The following is an 18,286-nucleotide window of genomic DNA, read 5'->3' on the forward strand; positions in this document are numbered from 1 at the left end:
AGGGCGAACGATGGCCGGTGGGCGCGGACTGCGTCCGGTGGCAAATTGGCTACTGCCCGGCAGTCCCTGCGATGGTCTGTGGGCGCGGACTGCGTCCGGTGGCAAATGGCTGATGCGTTCGTAAGCGAACGATGATCTATGGGCGCAATTTCAAATCAACGCACATTCCCATAATACCTTCTCCGCTTGCGGGAGCACTCACGGAGTGACAGGCTGGGGTGAGGGGGGCTCCAAATAATACCTCCCCTCAATCCCCTCCTTGGAAAGGAGGGGAGAAAAAGAGGTCTATGTTTATTCCCGGTTTTGCGTTCACTCCCGGCTTGGCCGGGTCTGTGTGCATCGGTGGTGGCAATGTTTTTCATTCCGGTAAATGAGTCATGACTCCTATCATCCTGCACATCGACATGGACGCTTTCTTCGTTTCCGTCGAGGAAGTGCTCGACCCGTCGCTCAAGGGCAGGGCGGTGATCGTCGGCGGCAATCCGGAAGGCCGCGGCGTGGTGGCCGCCGCCTCGTACGAAGCACGCAAGTTTGGCGTGCATTCCGCCATGCCCATCGCCCGCGCGCGCAAACTGTGCCCGCACGCCATTTTTTTACGCGGCGCGCACAAACGTTACAGCGAGTTCTCGGCGCGCATCTTCGCCATTCTGGAACGCTACACGCCGCTGGTCGAACCCATGTCGCTGGATGAAGCGTACCTCGACCTCACCGGTTGCGAGCGACTGCACGGCCCCGCCGTCGCCACCGCCCAGCGCATGCACGATGAAATCCGCGATCGGGTCGGCATCAACGCCTCCATCGGCATCGCTGCCAACAAGCTGATGGCGAAGGTGGCCTCGGAATTCGCCAAGCCCAACGGTTGTTTCCGCATCCTGCCCGGCCAGGCGGCGCGCTTCCTCGCGCCGTTCCCCGTTGGCACCTTGCCGGGCATCGGGCCCAAAAGCGTGCAACAGTTCCGCCGTCTGGGCATCCGCACCGTGCGCGACCTGGCGCAACTGCCACTGGCTCTTTTGGAAGAGATGTACGGCGAATGGGGCGGGCGGTTGTATGAAAAAGCGCGCGGTATCAGCCGCTCCCCGGTTTACCCCAGCGACGAGACGAAATCGATCAGCCGCGAAACCACATTGGAAGAAGACTCCACCGATCCGCGTCTGCTGGAAGCGAACTTGAGTTACCTGCTGGAGAAAGCGGCGGCGCAACTGCGCGGCGAAGACCTCCGCACGCGATGCGTCACGCTGAAACTGCGCTACTCCGATTTCAAAACGGTGACGCGCTCGCGCACGCTCGCCGTCCCGGCCTGCGAAGACCACATCCTGTTTGCCGTCGTTGTGGATTTATTCCGCCAGTTGTTCACGCGGCGCACGCGGGTGCGGCTCATCGGCGTGGCGCTCACCGGGCTCACCCGCGAAGCGCCCATGCAGATGGACCTGTTCGATACGACCCCGCACAGCACACGCGAGACCCTGTACGCCGGCATCGACCGCATCCGCGGCAAGTACGGTTTCCGCGCCATCCTCCGCGCCACCAGCCATAACGAAGAATGACCGGGCCACGCCCGGAGGGAATGGGCTGATGCGTTGAGGGGAACTATAGTCTGCGGACGCAATCCATCGCCTCCCCTCCCCTTGGTACAGGGGAGGGAGAAAAGGGGCATTTCAAATGCAAGCCGTTTCCTCCGGACGTAGTCCGGCGGGGCGTAGCCCCGGTTCCCCCTTGTAAGGGGGGGGGCTAGGGGGGTTTTTCCTTTTCTGTTATCCTTATGCTTCTTCCAGACGCAGTCTGGTCGTCATCTGTGTTTATCTGTGCACATCTGTGGTTCATTTGCTTTTTTGTTAACGATTTTTTTAGGTTTTATATGAATTGGGATCAATGGCGTGACGAGTTTCCCGTCACGCAGAACCGCATCTTCCTCGACCACGCCAAAGTCGCGCCCCTGCCGAAACGCGTGCAGGACCGCGTCGCCGCCTTCCTCCAGGACGCGAGCGAACACGGCACCGCCAATTATGCGAAATGGATGGCAGAAACCGACCGCGTCCGCGCCCGCTTTGCCGAACTCATCAATGCCGACGAAGACGAAGTGGCGTTCGTCAAGAACACGTCGGAGGGCATCTCCATCGTCGCCAACGGCATCGACTGGAAGGAAGGCGACAACGTTGTCATCCCCAACATCGAGTTCCCCGCCAACGTCTATCCGTGGATGAATTTAAAACGCCTCGGCGTCGAAGTACGCTGGGTGAAATCGGTGCGCGGCCGCGTGCCGTTCGAGCAGATCGCGGCGCAGGTGAACAATAGAACGCGCGTGGTGTCGGTGTCTTCCGTCGAATGCAACAGCGGCTTCCGCAACGACCTCAACCGAATCGGCGCGTTCTGCAAAGAGAAGGGCATCTATTTCTGCGTCGATGCCATCCAGTCGCTGGGCGTTCTGCCGATGGACGTGAAAAAGGATCACATCGACTTCCTCGCCGCCGACGGCCACAAGTGGCTGTTGAGTGTGGAAGGGCTGGGCGGGTTTTATATTTCGAAGCGCGTGCTGGAGAACATTTATCCGGCTGTTGTTGGATGGGACAGCGTCGTCAACGCGGGCGACTATCTGAACTACGACTTCACGTTCCGTCCCGGTGCGCGCCGGTTCGAGGAAGGCAGTTTCAACGTGATGAGCATTTTCGCGTTCGGCGCGGCGCTGGATGTGCTTTTAGAGGTGGGCATCGACAACATCGAGCAGCGCGTGAAGGGCCTGGGCGACGTCATCATGGAACGCGTCAAACAGCGGGGCGGCAAAGTCGTCAACTCAACGGAACCCGGCGAGCGTTCCGGCATCGTGTCGTTCACCTTGAACTGCGATCTCGAAAAACTGAAAACGTTTCTTGCCGGCACCAACGTGTCGCTCACCATCCGCGACGGACTCATCCGCCTCTCCCCCCACTGCTACAACAACCCATCCGACATCGATCACTGCTTCGACCACATCGACCAGTTTTTGAAGAAGTAAAATCTTTTTAACCACAGATGAACACCCATACAGGGAGTGGTCGGGTCCCCCCTTGTAAAGGGGGCTAGGGGGATTCTTCCGCAGTTATCCTGAGCGTCAGCGAAGGATCTCGATACGTCGACAAGAATCTTTGTAAGAGTCATCCGTCACTCCGTTCAGGATGACGTCCTTAAGGAAAAAGCCCCCCGGCCCCCTTCGGAGAAGGGGGAGCCCATCGGTTTGCGCCCTCAGGTCATAGTTCATTTTGAAACGCATTAGCCCGTTTCTTTCCCACATAGTGTGGACCCGCCCGCCCCCGGCCTGGCCGGGTCGGTGTCCATCTGTGGCTAATCTGCTTTTTCACTTCACGTAAAAAACCACCTGCAGCGTTTGCGGGGTGGGGGCGTGGGTGGGTTTGTGGATGGTGGCGCTGAGGTGCTGCCGTCCGCGCTGGAGATTCCATAAATACTTGCCGCCTTCGGTGACCGCCAGCGGCACGCCGTTCAACATCCATTCCACCGTGTCGGTGTCGTCCACACCCTGGATGGCGAACTCGAACGCTTCGTGTTCATCGGGAATGCGCGGGTCCATCGCCATGCGCAACCCCCACACCGGTTGGATCCACTTCACCTCGCGATCGCGGTAGGGTCGCATTGCCACATCCTGCGGCTCGGTGCCGGGCACGAACCACTCCGTCACCCACCTGCAGGCGGATGCGTCATTCAGAGATACGTTAACGGCTTCGCCCTGCGGCTCGCGGCACAGGTCGCGTTGCACCAGCCGCGGGTCCATCGCAAGCGGTCGCGTCTCTCTATGCCGGTTGAGCTCGGCGAACACGGAGCGGAGCAGCAGGGCCGGACCCGTCGAGCCGGTCACGTCTTCCATCGGGTTCTGGTCGAGGTTGCCCATCCACACACCGACGGTGTAGCGGTCGTTGAAGCCCACCGCCCACGCGTCGCGGTGATCGGTGGAGGTGCCCGTCTTCACCGCCGTCTGCACCGGCAGGTTCAGCACACTGCCCGCGCCGAATTCCAGTCGCCGCGCTTCCGGGTCGGACAAAATGTTTGCGATGAGTGACGCCACCGGACCCGGCACCACGCGCTTCTCTTCACGCGGTGCGGGGTCGTCCATCCAAGGCGTCAACGGACGCCACACCCCGCCGCGGGCCAGAGCCGAGTACGCCTGCACCATCTCGAACAGCGTCACTTCACCATTGCCCAGCGCCAGCCCGTCGCCGTAAAAATCGGGGTGCCGGTCGAGGGTGGTGAAACCTAGCGTCTGCAGAAAGCGGTGATAGGTTTCGACGCCGACGAACTTCGCCGCACGCACGGCGGGGATGTTGAGCGAGTTGCCGAGCGCGTTGCGCAGCGTCACGGGTCCGTAAAAATGGCGGCTGTAGTTGCGGTAGGCGTGCAAACCCGTGCCCACCGATTCCGCCAGCGGCGCGTCGAGGATGAAGGTCGCAGGCGTCCAGCCGTGCTCCAGCGCCAGCGCGTACACAAAAGGTTTGAGCGACGAACCCGGCTGGCGCGGCGTGGTGACGGCATCGATGAAACTGCCGGGCACGCTTTCATCCGGCTGGCCCGCCACCCCCCATGCAAGGATTTCCCCCGTCGTGTGATCGGCCACCAGCACCGCGCCGTGGCGTACAGAGTGACGCGTCAGTTGCGTGAGGCGCTGGTCGAGCAGGGTCTGTATGGTCGCTTGCAAGGTCCCGTCCAGTGTGGTGCGCCGATGTGGTGGCTCCACGGGGGCGGATGAGTTTGTGATGTAACGCACGAAATGCGTCGCCTCCACCGGCAGTGACGGCGGTTCCAGCTTGAACGTCTCGCTTTGAATCTGTTGCCGATCGGCATCGGTCAGCACACCCTGTTCATGCAGTGCGTGGGCGAGTCGTTCCATGGCCCGGTCGATCGATTGCGAATCGCGGTAGAGATCGAATCGCGATGGCGCGCGCACCAGCACCACCAGCGCCAGCATTTCTTTTTGGGTCAGCGTATCGAGGTCGCGGTTGAAATAATAATGCGCCGCCTGCGCCACGCCGCGCCGTTGCGAAGCGTAAGGCACCTGGTTGAGGTAGAACTCAAGCAGGTCCGGCTTGGTGAGTGCCGCCTCCAGCCGCCGCGCCTCAAACCCTTCCAGCCAGCGCGACCACACCGTGCGCGGGCGGGGATGGAGTATCCGCACCACCTGCTCGGTGAGGGTGCTGGCGCCGCGTACGGTGCCGAACGCCTTCACGTTCTGCCACACGGCGTGCCCACGCGCCAGCCAGTCGATGCCGTTATGATCGTAAAAGCGTTTGTCTTCGGAGACGATGAAAGCGCGTTTCAGAAATTCAGGAACGGCGTGGAGCGGCACGGTATCGTGCGTGTTCCACCGCGCCTGGTAGGTCACGCGCAGGGGCGCGCCGAAGCGGTCGGTCACCTGCATGCGCGCCTGCGTCCCGGCTTTCACCGATTGGAACGCGGTCTCCACCGGGTGAAGCGCCAGCGCGGTGGCGATGCACAATCCCAACATGCCCGCCAGCGCAACGACCGCGCCGCCCGCCATCCATCGAAACCGTTTGGATCGCCCGCGCCAGCGCATTGTATCAGTCCTCGACGATCAGATGCGACGGGATGCCCTTGCCGTACACGTCGGGATCGTACATTTCTTCCGCGTGCACCGGCATCTTGAGAAACGTGCCGGTGGCGATGGCCTGCGCCGCGTAGGACAAATGGTAATTGCCGGGGCTCAGGTAGTCGGAGTAAAACCGCGCCGCGTTGTGGCGCAGTTCTTTATGATAAAAACTCCAGCGCGAATAGTTGTACGAGCGCCAGTCCGAGTACTGGAGCCACCACGAGCCGCCCGCCGCCTTGAAGGCCGCCTTGTCGGCATCGACGGTGGAAGCGGTGGCCAGTTGGCGGTTCACCGGTTCCAGTCCGCCGGGCACCGGATCGTCCACCACCACGAAATTGCGCGCCGACGGGATCGACAGAAAAATATCGACGCGCACCAGCTCGCCGCGCTGGATTTTATCGCCGTCGTTCAGCAGCACCCATTCGCCGTTCCGCTCCACCGCGTACTCCTTGCGGATCTCGATGCCGGCGTTGATGCGCTCGGCGTGTTCCTCAAGAGGTGCGTACTGCACGCGGGTCGAGATGTACAGCCGCCCCATGCCTTTTTTCTTGATGACGACTTTCGTTTTGCGGCCGGGATCGCCCTGTTCTATGGGACGCGTCAGCGTTGCCGTGGGATCGCGCTTGTCCTTGAACTCATGCTCGCCGATTTTTCTGCCGTCCATCAGCGCGGTGACGAGGTATTTCGGATCGGTCTGTTCGTAAGCGCGGCTGTAATCGATGAGCGCATTCATGCAGAACATGTTCTCCTGCGTGTTCTCCCAGTGGTCGCTCTGGCCACGTGTCTGCGTGATGAAACGCGCCAGCTTGAACGGCGCGTTGCCCAGTTTTTTATTCAGGTTGGAATGCCCCGCCGTCTGCGTCAACGTCGAGAGGATGGCGCAGTTGGTGCGCAAGGGCGACGCGAGGATGCGCGAGTAGCTGTCGTCGAGCGTCTCCGAAAACACGAACTTGCCGCCGCTCTGCGTCGAATGCGCGAGGATGGCATCGAGTGTCTCTTCCACGGCCGGCAGGGTGCCCTTGATGTTCAGCGTCGCCTGCAGGTAGTGCGCCTTGCCGAACAGGCTCATGAACGGCATGTGCGGGCGGAAACGTTCGATGTCTTTTTTGCTCACCTTGCGATGCGTTGACAACGCCGCCAGCGCCACCGCACGCACGGTGGAGGCCATGCCCTTGCTGTAGAACGTGGGGAGCACGTCGCGCTTGAGCAGACGTTTGAGATAGTTATGCAGAGCGTCTTCCACGTGAGCGGGCACTTCGTATCCCGCCGACCGCATCCAGTTGAACGCCAGCGCCGTGTAGGCGCTCAGGTAAGGACTCACATACCGGTCCTGCGGAACGTAATACACCATGCCGCCGTTCGGCGCCTGATAATTGATCGCCGACTTCAACATGTCACGCGCCACGGCATCCGCCTCCTCCCACTTGAAATCGGTGGGCATGTAGTCTTTGAGGTTCAGGTAGTGCGACGCCATGACCCCCTTGCTCAGCACCTGCTCCCAGCAGATGTAAGCGTAGTTGCGCATGTATTCGAACGCCCCCGCCACGTTGCCGATGACGGTGGGCGAAAGCACCACGCCGACCGAGCCCACATCCGGGTGAATGTTTTGCGGGAACGCGATCGATTCTTCCGTATGCGGCAGAATGGTGGAAACGTAATTGGCGGCGGTTTCCAGCGACCGGCGCTTGAGCACGGGCGTTTTGTAAACCAGGCCGTCGCGGTCGATGTCATCCCCTGCCGTCACACGGAAACGAACCTCGCCCTTTTCGATGTCGCGGGTCTGCGGCAGGGCAAGGGTGGTGATGGGGAGAAACACCGTCTGCCGCTTGAACGGTGCGAGACGCACCGTGTGCGTGGCCTGCGCGGGCGGGTCCGTATCGATGTGACCTTCGGCCTCGATGATGACGGTGAGCTCGCGTGTCCGATCCGTGCGGTTCATCACGCTGAAGCCTGCGTTGAAGGCATCGCCTTCGGTCACCTGGTTGGGCATGACCGGGCGCAGCTCGGTTTCCTTGTTGACCTTGAAGGTGCCTTCACCCAGGCCCATCAGGTCGTTCGGCGTCACGGCGAACGCCAGCACACGCCAGCCGGTCAGGTTGTCTGGGGCTTCGAACTCGATCGTCACGTTGCCATGGGCGTCGGGCGTCAGCGCCGGATTCCAGTAGCTGACGAATTTGAACAGCGAACGCATGGCCAGGTCCGCGCCGCCGTCGCCACCGGGATTGGCGCCTTTCTTTTCGAACTTCTGACGGCCGACGAGTCGCGTCAGCAGGCTGAAGTTTTTGAGGTCGAGCGATTCGAGATGGTACAGGCCTTTATACGGATCGAAGTAATCACGGCCGCCCTGCAACAAATCGAACACCGCTTCATCCAGCACGGCGACGGCCAGTTCGTACGGGGGAGCGTCCGCTTCAAAGCGCGGCTTCACGTTGAGCGCCACTTTGATGGTATCGCGCGGTTTGTATTGTTCCTTCTCCGGCTGGGCGGTGACCACCAGTTCCTTGTACGGGTCTTTCACCGGCACGCGCGTGTACCCGAGACGGAAGGTGGGCTTGCCGAGATCGATGTTGCCTTCGCCCAACGGTTTTTCAACACGCGGCGACACCACCAGCACCGACAGGTAGAAGCCGGGCAGGAAATCCGGTTCCACTTCAAACTCGACCACCGGCGTGGCCGTATCGAACGTCGTCACCCACTGCTTGAGCACGCCGTAGCGCTCGACCGAGATCAACGCTTGCGCGCCGGGAAACGGGTTCTGCACGAGGAAGCGCGCCGTGTCGCCGATTTGGTAGTCTTCTTTTTCCGGAATCAGTTGCAGCGCGTGCGTGTTGTCTTCCGCCCACACGACACGGCCCGCGCCCGCCACCCAGGTGCGCAGGCTCGACGTATGCGTGCGGCCTTGGGTGTCGGTGACCGATGCGGTCAGCCGGTACGATCCCGGTTCCTGCGGTGTGAACGTGCAAACGTTTGCCTTCGCGGACGGCGTGCCGGTGCAGGTGCCCGCCTTCTCCCACGAATGCGTGTACTGCGTGAGGTAGGCGTTGCCCGCCCCCTTCACGCGGCTGGCTTTGGTGACGTGCCGCTCGATCTGGATGTTCACCGGCGTGCCGCTCACCGGCTCGCCGTGGCCATCGACCACGATGTATTCGATGTTCGCCGGTTCGTCTTCCTTATAAAGCCATTTGGGACTGTGCAGGCCGACAAAGCGGTCGCGCCCCAGAAACTTCGCCGAGGTCATCGACGCCACGTACTTGCCGCGGTCGTCTTTCACCGCGCTTTCCACGCTGAGCGTGCCGTAAAAAATTTCCTGCACGTTCTGGTTGGTGATGGTGAATGAACGCAGAAGGTCGCCTTTCTGATCGACCGCATCCACCTTCTGGTAGAGGGTGAGTGTCTGGTAATGGTGTCCGCCTTCGGCGGTGAAGCGGAATTCTTTCGCGCGCGGATGGCGGGAGCGAAACACCTGTTCACGCAGGGTGGCCGTGAGGCGCGCCGGGGCATCGGCGTAAGGCCCGCCGGCGTGCATGCGCGCCAGCGTCGTGATCTCTACCTCGTTGCCCGGCTCAAACGCCTCGCCGTTCAGTGAATTGCTCACACGGAAGGGCGACGGCGTGAAGTCGGTGACCAGCACTTCCAAAGGCGACCAGGTGGTATTGACGAACTTGGCCTTGAGGAGGAACTCGTACCAGCCGACGGCGCCGGATGTGGGCACGGTGAACTCGCCCGCGTAGGTGCCGAACTTCGACAGCGTGATGTCCTTCATCTCGTAAACCTTCTTGCCCATCGGGTCGCGCACTTCCAGCCGGTAGCCTTCGAGCGGTGGCGCGACCAGTTTTTTGTTGTCCTGATCACGCACGAACAGTTTGAACTGGATGGTGTCGCCCGCACGGTACACGCCCTGCGCCGTGGTGCCCCAGGCTTTGATGTGGCCATACTGCCGTTGCATGCTGGGGTAGGCTGCGTAATTGGAAAGGCTGCCGGTGTCAACGCCGAAGCGCTGGTCGTCGAGCGGCACCAACGCCATGTCCTCGCCGCGCTCGATGCGCACGAACAGGCGCGTGCGCGTATCGTCGTACCAGCCGTACCCCATCGTTTTCAGCTTGGGATCGAGTTTGCTCGTGCCGTCCAGCAGAGCGAGTCCGTCGTCATCCGTCAACGCATCGCTCAGAATTTGTTTGTCGGCGGAGAGATCGGCGATCTTGTCCTTGTAGATCATGACGCGCGCGTCGGGCACCGGCCGGCCGGTGGCGAGATCCGTCACCCACACGGAAGAGTTGTAATGACCCATCTTGACGTGCACGGCGAACGGCGTCACCTGCGCCAGCAGGGTGCGCTGGTAGGTGGGCTTGGAAACGCCGGGTTTTGTATCCAGGTGACCGTACAGCACGCCGCTTTTGCCATCCAGTGCGCCGCGCACATCGAGCGGCAGGGCATAAGCGATGTCTTCGGCATCGTCCGGTTTTATTTTATGAAGCAAACCGTCTTTGCGGTCTTCTTCCGTCAGGCGTTTGTAACGGAGCGTGATCTCTTTCAGATTGGTGACCACCAGCGGCACTTCGGTCTGTTCCTGTTTCTCCAGCGCGGCGGTGGTGTGCTCCAGATGAAAATCCGGGTTGCGATGATCGGTGTAGAATGTCAGGTCGAATCCTTTGGGCAGAGCACGCCCGAATTCATCTTTCAGTGTTGAGGTTTTCGAGGTGATGCGGTACTCCCGCGCCGCCTTCAACGCTTCGGGGAGGCTCACGTTATAATGCCGGCCTTTGCGGTGCGGACTGCGCAGGCGCGAATAACCGTAAGCATTGGCCCAGGGATCGTAATCGGTGCGGCCTCCGGCGAGATCGGGTGCAAACGCGACGTGTTGTTTCACTTCTTTGTTGATGACCGGGGCGCTGAAGCTCAGCGAGACGGAGTGCAGAGGATTGCAGCGATGCGTGGGGAGGCCGGCGTGGGTTGGATCGATAACGATTCTTCGATTGTCGTTATCCATACAGGTGACGCCGATGAAACGGAACTCGGGAAACGTGCGGAACTTTTTCACCGTGCGCTGGGTGACGCCCGCTTCGGGTCCGAGTGCGGAGAGAAGCCCCGGCTCGATATTCAACAGCACGTCGGTGTCCCAGGGCATTTCCGTTTGCGGTTGCACCAGCCAGATACGCCGCGCCTCGACGCCGTCTTTCAGCGTGGGCTGGTCGTCGCTCTTCTGGTTGGGCGGGCGGTCGAGATGCAGGAACCCCTTATCGCCGGGAATGGGCACGATCACCGGAAGCTGGCGGTCGTTGGGATCGTTTTCAACGGTTAAAGCAAGCCGTTCGCGCTTGCCGCGTTCCGTCAACAGGTAAAGATGTTGTGCAACGGAAGTCTGCGTGACCGGTTGGTCGAAAGTGATGCGTAGCACCGGCCAGCCGGGCGCCTTCCAGGTCTGAAACCACGCGTAGCGCACGCGCGGCCGGTGGGTGATGAATCGGTGGATGAAGGGCCGGTCGAGTGTTGCGCCGTCTTCGGTTTGGATTCCGGGAGGGACGGTGACTTCGTACCGCGTCGCCGGTTTGAGTGCGTCGTCATCACCCAGTTGACACGCCAACGCGCTGGTATTGAGCCACCGCCACTGGCAGTTGAGCTCCGGCTGGATGCCGGCCTTCACTTCTTCCTTCGTTCGTTCCATGCGTCCCAGCGGCACCACGGGACGGTTGAACTGGAGGACGATCTGGCGGGCGGACGGCACGTCGGTGCCACTCGGCGTGATGCGCACGATCTCGAGTGGTTTGCTCTCCGCCGCGCCGGCGATTGCCGGTTGATGGAAACAGTCGAGAGCCATGAACGACCACAAAAATACCAGCAGCGACGCGACGGATGTTCGCATGGAGCCCCTTCCTTTTGGATTTTCGGGATACGGTATAGGGACAGGTTAATGAGTTTTGCACTCAGGCACAAATCCAATTTTAACGAGGGAGAAAATAAGCGGGCGGGGACACGGCGGTGGGAGAGTGCGTGCGGTTTTTATCCACCGCGTTGAAGGGTAGAGCGCACGATGCCGATGATGCGTTCCTGATCTTCAATGGACAGGCTGGAGCCGGACGGCAGGCAGAGTCCGCGCACGAACACGTCTTCCGAGAAATTGCAGTCGGCGGCGTGCGGCGTGTAAGCGCAGCCCGCGAACACGGGTTGCAAGTGCAGCGGTTTCCACACGGGCCGGGCTTCGATGTTTTCCGCATCCAGCGCGGCGATGATGTCGTGTGGTTTCACCGGCGAGTCCGCATCCAGCGTCAACACCGTGAGCCAGCGCGTCGAGGCGCCGAATGCCGCTTCGGGCATGAAGGTGATGCCGTGTTTCCCTTCCAGCGCGTTGCGATAGCGGTCGAACACGGCGCGGCGCTGGGCGATGCGTTCATCGAGCACCTTCAACTGGCCGCGGCCGATGCCCGCCAGCACGTTGCTCATGCGGTAGTTGTAGCCCAGTTCGCTGTGTTCGTAATGCACCACCGGATCGCGCGCCTGCGTCGCCCAGTAACGCGCTTTATCGAGCGCGGCGGTGTCGCGGGAGACCAGCATGCCGCCGCCGGAGGTGGTGATGATCTTGTTGCCGTTGAATGAATAGATGCCGAATTTACCGAGCGTGCCGCTGGCTTGGCCGCGATAGGTCGCGCCCAGCGATTCCGCCGCATCTTCGATCACCGGCAGGCGGTATGTGTCGCAGACTTTCTGAATCGCAGTCATGTCTGCATTCTGGCCGTAGAGGTTGACGACGAGGACGGCTTTGGGCAGCGCGCCTTGCTGGCTGGCGTCTCTCAGTGCGCGTTCGAGCGCTTGTGGCGACAGGTTCCACGATTCCGGTTCGGAGTCGATGAACACCGGCGTCGCGCCCAGAAAAAGAATCGGCGTGGCCGAACCGATGAAGGTGAGCGACGAACAGAACACGGTGTCGCCGGGGCCGACATCGCACAGCCGCAACGCCAGATGCACGGCGGCGGTGCCGGAGCTGAGCGCCACCGCGCCCGGTGCGCCGACGTACGCCGCCATCTCGGCTTCGAACGCTTCCTGATTGGGACCGCACGGTGCAATCCAGTTCGACTGGAACGCTTCTTCGACGAAGTGCCGTTCGTGTTCGCCCAGGTGCGGCGGCGATAAATAAATGCGGTTTGGATTTGGAGTCATGTCTGTTTGAGAATGCGTGCCGGCACGCCCGTAGCGGTGACGCCGTCGGGCACGCTTTCAATCACGGCGGATCCGGCGCCGATGATGACGTGATGGCCGATGTCGATGCGGTTGCACACCGCCGAGCCGATGCCGATCGACGTTTCGCGTCCCACCTTCACTTCGCCCGCCAGGTGCACGCCCGGCGACAGGTGCACGCCGTCTTCCAGCACGCAGTCGTGATCCACCGTCGCCGCGGTGTTGACGATGCAGCCCAGCCCCAGACGCGCGTCGGTATGGACGGCGGCCTGCGGCCCGATCAATGTGCCGGCGCCGAATGTGGCCGAGGCGCTGACCCAGGCGCTGCCGTGCACGAGGGTGGCGGCGCGGTGTCCCTGTTCGCGGTACCGGTTCAATAATTTCAAGCGCAATGCGTTGTCGCCCACCGCAACAAAAAAATGCGTGAACTCTTTAAGATAGTCCGCCGCGCCGTCGAATCCCGACAGCACTTCCCAGTCGGCGACGCGTTCCAGTGCCGCATGACGATCATCGACGAAGGCGATGCGGTCCCAGCTTCCGGCTTCGGCGGCAATCGTTGCCACCACCTTGCCGTGCCCCCCGCCTCCAAATATCAACAACGCCGCCAAAATTCTATCCTCCTCATGTATTGAAGGTTTGGAAGAAAAACAGATCGTCGCACAGCTCCGCCAGGCGCGGCGGCCGTTGGTAGTCGCCATCAATAAAAATGCGGAACCACAGCTCGATGGCGATCAACGCTCTCAACTCGCGCGTGTGGTTCGCCTCGCCCGAGCGGTGGCGGGTGACCAGGTCAAGCACCGTCTCCGGCTCGAACAGGCCGCGCTCGATGAAGCGTTTCGACGACAACAGTTCACGTGGGAATTCCGCCATCTCTTTGCGGAACCATTCGCCCACCGGCACGGTGAACATCTGTTTTTTGCGGTACGCCAGGTTTTCGCCGATCAGCGGTGTCACGGCTTTCTTGAACAGATACTTGGTCTCACCGTTTTGCAGTTTCAGCGCGCCCGGCATGCGGAATGCGAGCTCCATCATCCGGTAATCGAGAAACGGCGTGCGCGCTTCCAGCGACACCGCCATGCCCATGCGATCGGGCTTGACCAGGTTGTTGCCGGGCAGTAACAGCATCATGTCCAGATAAAGCGCCTGATTGATGCGGTCCATGTGCCGGACGTTGTCGTACAACCGCGCCACCACATCGTACGAATGGTTGGTTCGCAGACGGTCTCTCAGTTGCGGTGAATACAGGTTCGGTTTCTGATGGTCGGTGAACAACGACAGGTTTCGATAATAGGCGCGCCGGAAGATTTCGAGGTCCGCATCCATCATGGATGCATCGCTGAAAAAGTCGCGGTACTTGGTGTAGCCCGCGAACAGTTTGTCGCCGCCGTCGCCGGTGAGCACCACCTTCACGTGCCGCGTCGCCAGCTCCGACACCCGGTAAGTAGGCAGAAACGAGATGTCACCGTGCGGCTGGTCGCAGTGGAACACAGCTAAGGGCCACAGGTCGAGCATGTTGGGATCGACCCGCTCCATGATGTGACGCGTGCCGAAACGTTCCGCCGCCTCCTGCGCATAGGGCGACTCGTCGAACGCCTCTTCGTGGAAGCCGATGCAGAACGTGTTGGCGGGTTCTTTCATGTTGTGCGCCATCAGGCCGACGATGGTGGACGAGTCCACGCCGCCGGAAAGGAATGCGCCGAACGGCACATCTGAACGCAGGCGCAGGCGCACCGCGTCGTCGAGCACGGCGTTGAATTCGTCAATCCAGTCAGCCTGACTTTTCTCTTCAGCCTGCATTTTGGATAGATCCCACCATGTCACTTTCTGTATGCGATGGCGGTCAATACGCATCCAAGTCCCCGGCATTAGATGTTGTACGTTGTTGAATGCGGTGAAAGGTGGAGGTATATAATTGTAGGTAAGAAAATGATCAAGGGCCTCCAGATTGGGTTCACGTGGGATGCCGGCTTCCAATAGTGCTTTGATCTCTGAAGCGAAGACAATACGCTTGCCGTCGTCATGCAGATAAAGCGGTTTGACCCCGATGCGATCGCGTACCAGAAACAGCGCGTCGAGTTCGCGATCGTAAATGGCGATTGCGAACATCCCGTTCAGCTTCTGAATAAAGTCGATACCGTGAAGCTGATACAGGCGCAGGAGCACTTCCGTGTCTGAATGGGTTTTGCAGGGTAGCCCGGCGTCTGCCAGTTCACGCGCCAACTCAACATAATTGTAAATTTCTTCATTTTGCACCACGGCGATGTTGCCATTTTCTGAAACGAAGGGTTGATGCCCTTGCTCGAGATCAATGATCGATAATCGCTGATTCCCGATGCCCACGCCAGGAGTGGTGAACAAACCGTGATCGTCGGGTCCGCGATGATTGAGCGCATGCCCCATGGAGTGGAGAACGGACTCTGGTAGAGAACGTTTGCCGCGGTCAAAATAACCGAAAATTCCGCACATAGTACCTGACCTTAGTGTTTTTTTTGTGCGGCTCGTGCGAGTAATGACACGATCTGCACCACTTTGGCGCGGTCGAGCTCCACCTGTTCCGGCGACCGGTCCATCAGGTATTCCTCGCTTTCGCGCAGTTTTTCGATTTCGTATTTCAGCTTGGAAAACTCCACCTGCGTCCCTTCCACCAGGCCGCGCTGGAAGGTGCGCGACAGAATCACCGACGACGACCCCAGCCGAAGATGCTCGCCCAGCACCATCTCGCCGGGCAACTGGCCCTCGCCGATGCGGGCGATGCCGCCGAAACCGAAGGGCAGCCCGGCGTTGAGGATGGTTTTCGCCAGCGCATCGACCATGCCGTCGGCCAAAGGCTCGAAAATGAATGTCTGCTTGAGACCCAGGTGCAGGTCGTTGAGGCCGATGTAAACCTCCTTCAGGCCCGGCACGCGCACGATCTGTTCCAGGGCGTCCGCCGCCTCCGGCGTTTCCACCAGCGGCACCACGCCGGCGCGTCCGTTGACGGTTTCGCAAAATCGGGCCAACTCATCCACGGTGTGGAACATCGGCAGCATCAGCAGTTCGGGGCCGATCCCGAGCGCCTCTTCGATCTCCCGGTCCAGCCCGTTGTGCGGCGGGTTGAGGCGGATGAGCAGTTCCGCGTCCGGGATGGCCTCGCGCACGCGGCGGGCGTCATCCATACTGTGGCCGCTGATCCAGGTGTCGAGGTGGCCCTGCCGCTCCTTTTTGCCGAGGACTTCGAGATCGACAAAAATGCGGTTCAGCCCGGCCTCCACGGCGCGTTTCGCCAGCACGGGATCGTTGGTGATGAGCATCAAGGTCAGCATGAATATCCTGAAAATGCGGGGGGCCTGTATGCAATCGGGCCAAAAACAGGTTCTTTCCCTGCAAGCCGGGCGGGCCGTCTGCCCGGATTTTATAAATTCAATAAAACCAAGGAATTGTACCACACTCTGAAAAAACAGGAAACGTCCGGGAGGGGGCCGGTTCAACAGGGTTTTCCATAATGAAAAACAACTATTTATGGTAAAATCGGTTTTCCAGACTGTGCGCCTGAAACAGTCGGCGGAGGGGTTCCATCGTTTGAAGATCGCCGGCATCCTGCGGGGTGCACTGAGGGAAATCGGTCATGCGTGCATTCAATAAAAAATTCCGGAAGATCATTCTGCTGGGTTTCGACCTGACGGTCAGCCTGCTGTCCCTGTACGCGGCGTTCCTGCTTCGCTTTGAAGGCGCCCTGCCTGCGGCGCAGGTCGAAGTGTTTTTCGATCTGGCCCCGATCGTTCTCCTCTGTCGTGCCTTGTCGTTCGCCCTGTGCCGGTTCTATTCCCGGTTCTGGGAATATGCGAGTTGGGAGGATCTGCAACAGGTTCTCAAGGCGGCAGTCATGGGCACCGTCATGGTGTTGATCTTCATGTTCATGTACAACCGGGCGCACTTGGTGTCGCGGTCGGTGCTGTTCATGGACCTCATCCTGGTGGTGCTGATGCTGGGGTCCTCGCGCCTGATCTGGAAGCTGCTGACCGATCGCGCAAACCGCAAAGACCATTCCGAAGGCAAGGGCCGGATTCCGATTCTCATTCTGGGCGCCGGGTACACGGGTGTCAATCTGCTCAAACACTTGCGCCGTTTTTCTCCGCATTACTCCGTGATCGGGTTTCTGGATGACGATCCCAAAAAACTCGACCACCAGGTCATGGGCGTCAAGGTGCTGGGCGGACACAAAGATTTGCCGCAGTTGAAGGAGGCGCTTGGCATTCAGGAAGTGTTGATGGCCGTCACCAGCATCGACGCGGAAAGGTTGGAAGCGATGGTCAACGTCTGCCGCGACTGCAACGTCAAATACAAAACCGTTTCCTCGTTTTTCGATCTCGCTACCCACCAGCCGCACATCTCCAAAATCCGCAACATTGAAATTTCCGACCTGCTGGGCCGCGAACCGGTGTACCTCGACCTGTCGATGATCCAGAAAATGGTCGGCGGCAAAAAGATCATGGTGACCGGTGCGGGCGGGTCCATCGGTTCGGAACTGTGCCGCCAGCTTCTGGAGTACGATCCGGCCATGCTGATCATGATCGACAAGTGCGAGAACTATCTGTACGACCTCAACATGGAGTTGAACGCGGAGAAGACCAACGCCGAGCGGAAGTATTTTTTCCTGTCGGTCACGCACGAGAAAAAGCTCGATGTCCTGTTCCAGCGGTTCCGGCCGCAACTGGTGTTCCATGCCGCCGCGCACAAGCACGTGCCGTTGATGGAAGAGAACGCCGATGAAGCCGTGCTCAACAATGTGCAGGGGACGCGCGTGACGGCCGATCTTTCGGAACGCTATGGCGTGGAAAAATTCATCCTCGTGTCCACGGACAAAGTGGTGCGCCCGACCAGCGTCATGGGCATGACCAAAAAAATCGCCGAGCGTTACATTCAATACAAGGCGGGCCGGTCGAAGACGGATTTCATGACCGTGCGTTTCGGCAATGTGCTGGGCAGCAACGGCAGTGTGGTGCCTTTGTTCCAGAAACAGATCGAGCGCGGCGGGCCGGTGACGGTGACGCACCCGGAGATGGAACGGTTTTTCATGCTGATTCCGGAAGCGGTGCAATTGATCCTGCAGGCGGCGACCATTGGCAAGGGCGGCGAGATCCTCATGCTGGAGATGGGGCATCCGGTGAAGCTGATGGCCCTGGCGGAAAAGATGATCCGCCTGCTGGGTTACACGCTGGGCGAGAACATGCAGATTCAGATCACAGGGGTGCGGCCGGGAGAGAAGTTGTCCGAGGAACTGGTGGACGATGGCGAGGACGTGCTGGATACCCTGCACAAAAAAATCAAACGGCTGTGTTCCAATAATGCGCCCAGCGAAAAATTCGGCGCGAAGATCGATGCCCTCGTCCACGGCATGGCCGACCTGGAAGTGGCCGCCGCCCGGCAGCGGCTCAAGGATTTCATCCAAGACGAATGCGGCCAGCCTCAAGCACCGTCCCCCCTCAGCCGCAAATCCTGAAGTTTATTTTTGAATCGTTATTGTCTGTGCTGGCAGGATTTTAGAACCGG

Annotated in this window: 9 protein-coding genes; 3 read left to right on the forward strand and 6 right to left on the reverse strand. The window is 60.3% G+C overall.

The window, feature by feature from the left end; translation table 11 throughout:
* The first annotated feature begins 377 nt into the window (after positions 1 to 377).
* Together dinB and QML71_RS00525 are read left to right on the forward strand one after the other, a co-directional pair.
* On the forward strand, positions 378 to 1,544 hold the full coding sequence (gene dinB / locus QML71_RS00520) for a DNA polymerase IV (protein WP_282009938.1): 1,167 nt from the start codon (positions 378 to 380) through the stop codon (positions 1,542 to 1,544).
* Positions 1,545 to 1,855: 311 nt separating this feature from the next.
* Positions 1,856 to 2,989 carry an aminotransferase class V-fold PLP-dependent enzyme gene (locus QML71_RS00525; protein WP_282009939.1) on the forward strand — a complete coding sequence of 378 codons (1,134 nt, stop codon included), beginning with the start codon at positions 1,856 to 1,858 and terminating at the stop codon, positions 2,987 to 2,989.
* A gap of 339 nt (positions 2,990 to 3,328) precedes the next feature.
* Here QML71_RS00525 and QML71_RS00530 read toward each other — a convergent pair whose 3' ends face one another.
* The 6 genes from QML71_RS00530 to QML71_RS00555 all read right to left on the reverse strand — a co-directional run bounded on the left by QML71_RS00530 (position 3,329) and on the right by QML71_RS00555 (position 16,059).
* On the reverse strand, positions 3,329 to 5,554 hold the full coding sequence (locus tag QML71_RS00530; RefSeq protein ID WP_282009940.1) for a transglycosylase domain-containing protein: 2,226 nt from the start codon (positions 5,552 to 5,554) through the stop codon (positions 3,329 to 3,331).
* A 4-nt stretch (positions 5,555 to 5,558) separates the two neighbouring features.
* Positions 5,559 to 11,447, reverse strand: a complete 5,889-nt coding sequence (locus tag QML71_RS00535) for an alpha-2-macroglobulin family protein (RefSeq protein WP_282009941.1) — start codon at positions 11,445 to 11,447, stop codon at positions 5,559 to 5,561.
* 137 nt (positions 11,448 to 11,584) lie between these two features.
* Positions 11,585 to 12,739, reverse strand: a complete 1,155-nt coding sequence (locus QML71_RS00540; RefSeq protein ID WP_282009942.1) for a DegT/DnrJ/EryC1/StrS family aminotransferase — start codon at positions 12,737 to 12,739, stop codon at positions 11,585 to 11,587.
* Positions 12,736 to 13,365 (reverse strand): acetyltransferase, encoded by a 630-nt coding sequence (locus QML71_RS00545; protein WP_282009943.1) that lies wholly within the window; start codon positions 13,363 to 13,365, stop codon positions 12,736 to 12,738. The genes QML71_RS00540 and QML71_RS00545 overlap by 4 nt, the downstream gene beginning before the upstream one ends.
* A gap of 13 nt (positions 13,366 to 13,378) precedes the next feature.
* Entirely contained in the window at positions 13,379 to 15,223 is a 1,845-nt protein-coding gene (gene asnB / locus QML71_RS00550; protein WP_282009944.1) for an asparagine synthase (glutamine-hydrolyzing), read from the reverse strand.
* 11 nt (positions 15,224 to 15,234) lie between these two features.
* Complete coding sequence (locus tag QML71_RS00555; protein WP_282009945.1) at positions 15,235 to 16,059, reverse strand: aldolase/citrate lyase family protein; 825 nt, start codon at positions 16,057 to 16,059, stop codon at positions 15,235 to 15,237.
* Positions 16,060 to 16,361: 302 nt separating this feature from the next.
* On the opposite strand from QML71_RS00555, the gene QML71_RS00560 reads away from it, so the two are divergent.
* On the forward strand, positions 16,362 to 18,236 hold the full coding sequence (locus QML71_RS00560; protein WP_282009946.1) for a polysaccharide biosynthesis protein: 1,875 nt from the start codon (positions 16,362 to 16,364) through the stop codon (positions 18,234 to 18,236).
* Positions 18,237 to 18,286 lie beyond the last annotated feature (50 nt).

It is taken from the genome of Nitrospina watsonii (assembly GCF_946900835.1).
In the GTDB taxonomy this organism is placed as follows: Bacteria; Nitrospinota; Nitrospinia; order Nitrospinales; family Nitrospinaceae; genus Nitrospina; species Nitrospina watsonii.

What these genes read in the sequence shown, in the direction of transcription:
- QML71_RS00560 (WP_282009946.1), top strand. Translation starts at nt 16,362, where the DNA reads ATGCGTGCATTCAATAAAAAATTCCGGAAGATCATTCTGCTGGGTTTC.
- QML71_RS00555 (WP_282009945.1), bottom strand. Translation starts at nt 16,059, where the DNA reads ATGCTGACCTTGATGCTCATCACCAACGATCCCGTGCTGGCGAAACGC.
- QML71_RS00535 (WP_282009941.1), bottom strand. Translation starts at nt 11,447, where the DNA reads ATGCGAACATCCGTCGCGTCGCTGCTGGTATTTTTGTGGTCGTTCATG.
- asnB (WP_282009944.1), bottom strand. Translation starts at nt 15,223, where the DNA reads ATGTGCGGAATTTTCGGTTATTTTGACCGCGGCAAACGTTCTCTACCA.
- QML71_RS00525 (WP_282009939.1), top strand. Translation starts at nt 1,856, where the DNA reads ATGAATTGGGATCAATGGCGTGACGAGTTTCCCGTCACGCAGAACCGC.
- dinB (WP_282009938.1), top strand. Translation starts at nt 378, where the DNA reads ATGACTCCTATCATCCTGCACATCGACATGGACGCTTTCTTCGTTTCC.
- QML71_RS00540 (WP_282009942.1), bottom strand. Translation starts at nt 12,739, where the DNA reads ATGACTCCAAATCCAAACCGCATTTATTTATCGCCGCCGCACCTGGGC.
- QML71_RS00530 (WP_282009940.1), bottom strand. Translation starts at nt 5,554, where the DNA reads ATGCGCTGGCGCGGGCGATCCAAACGGTTTCGATGGATGGCGGGCGGC.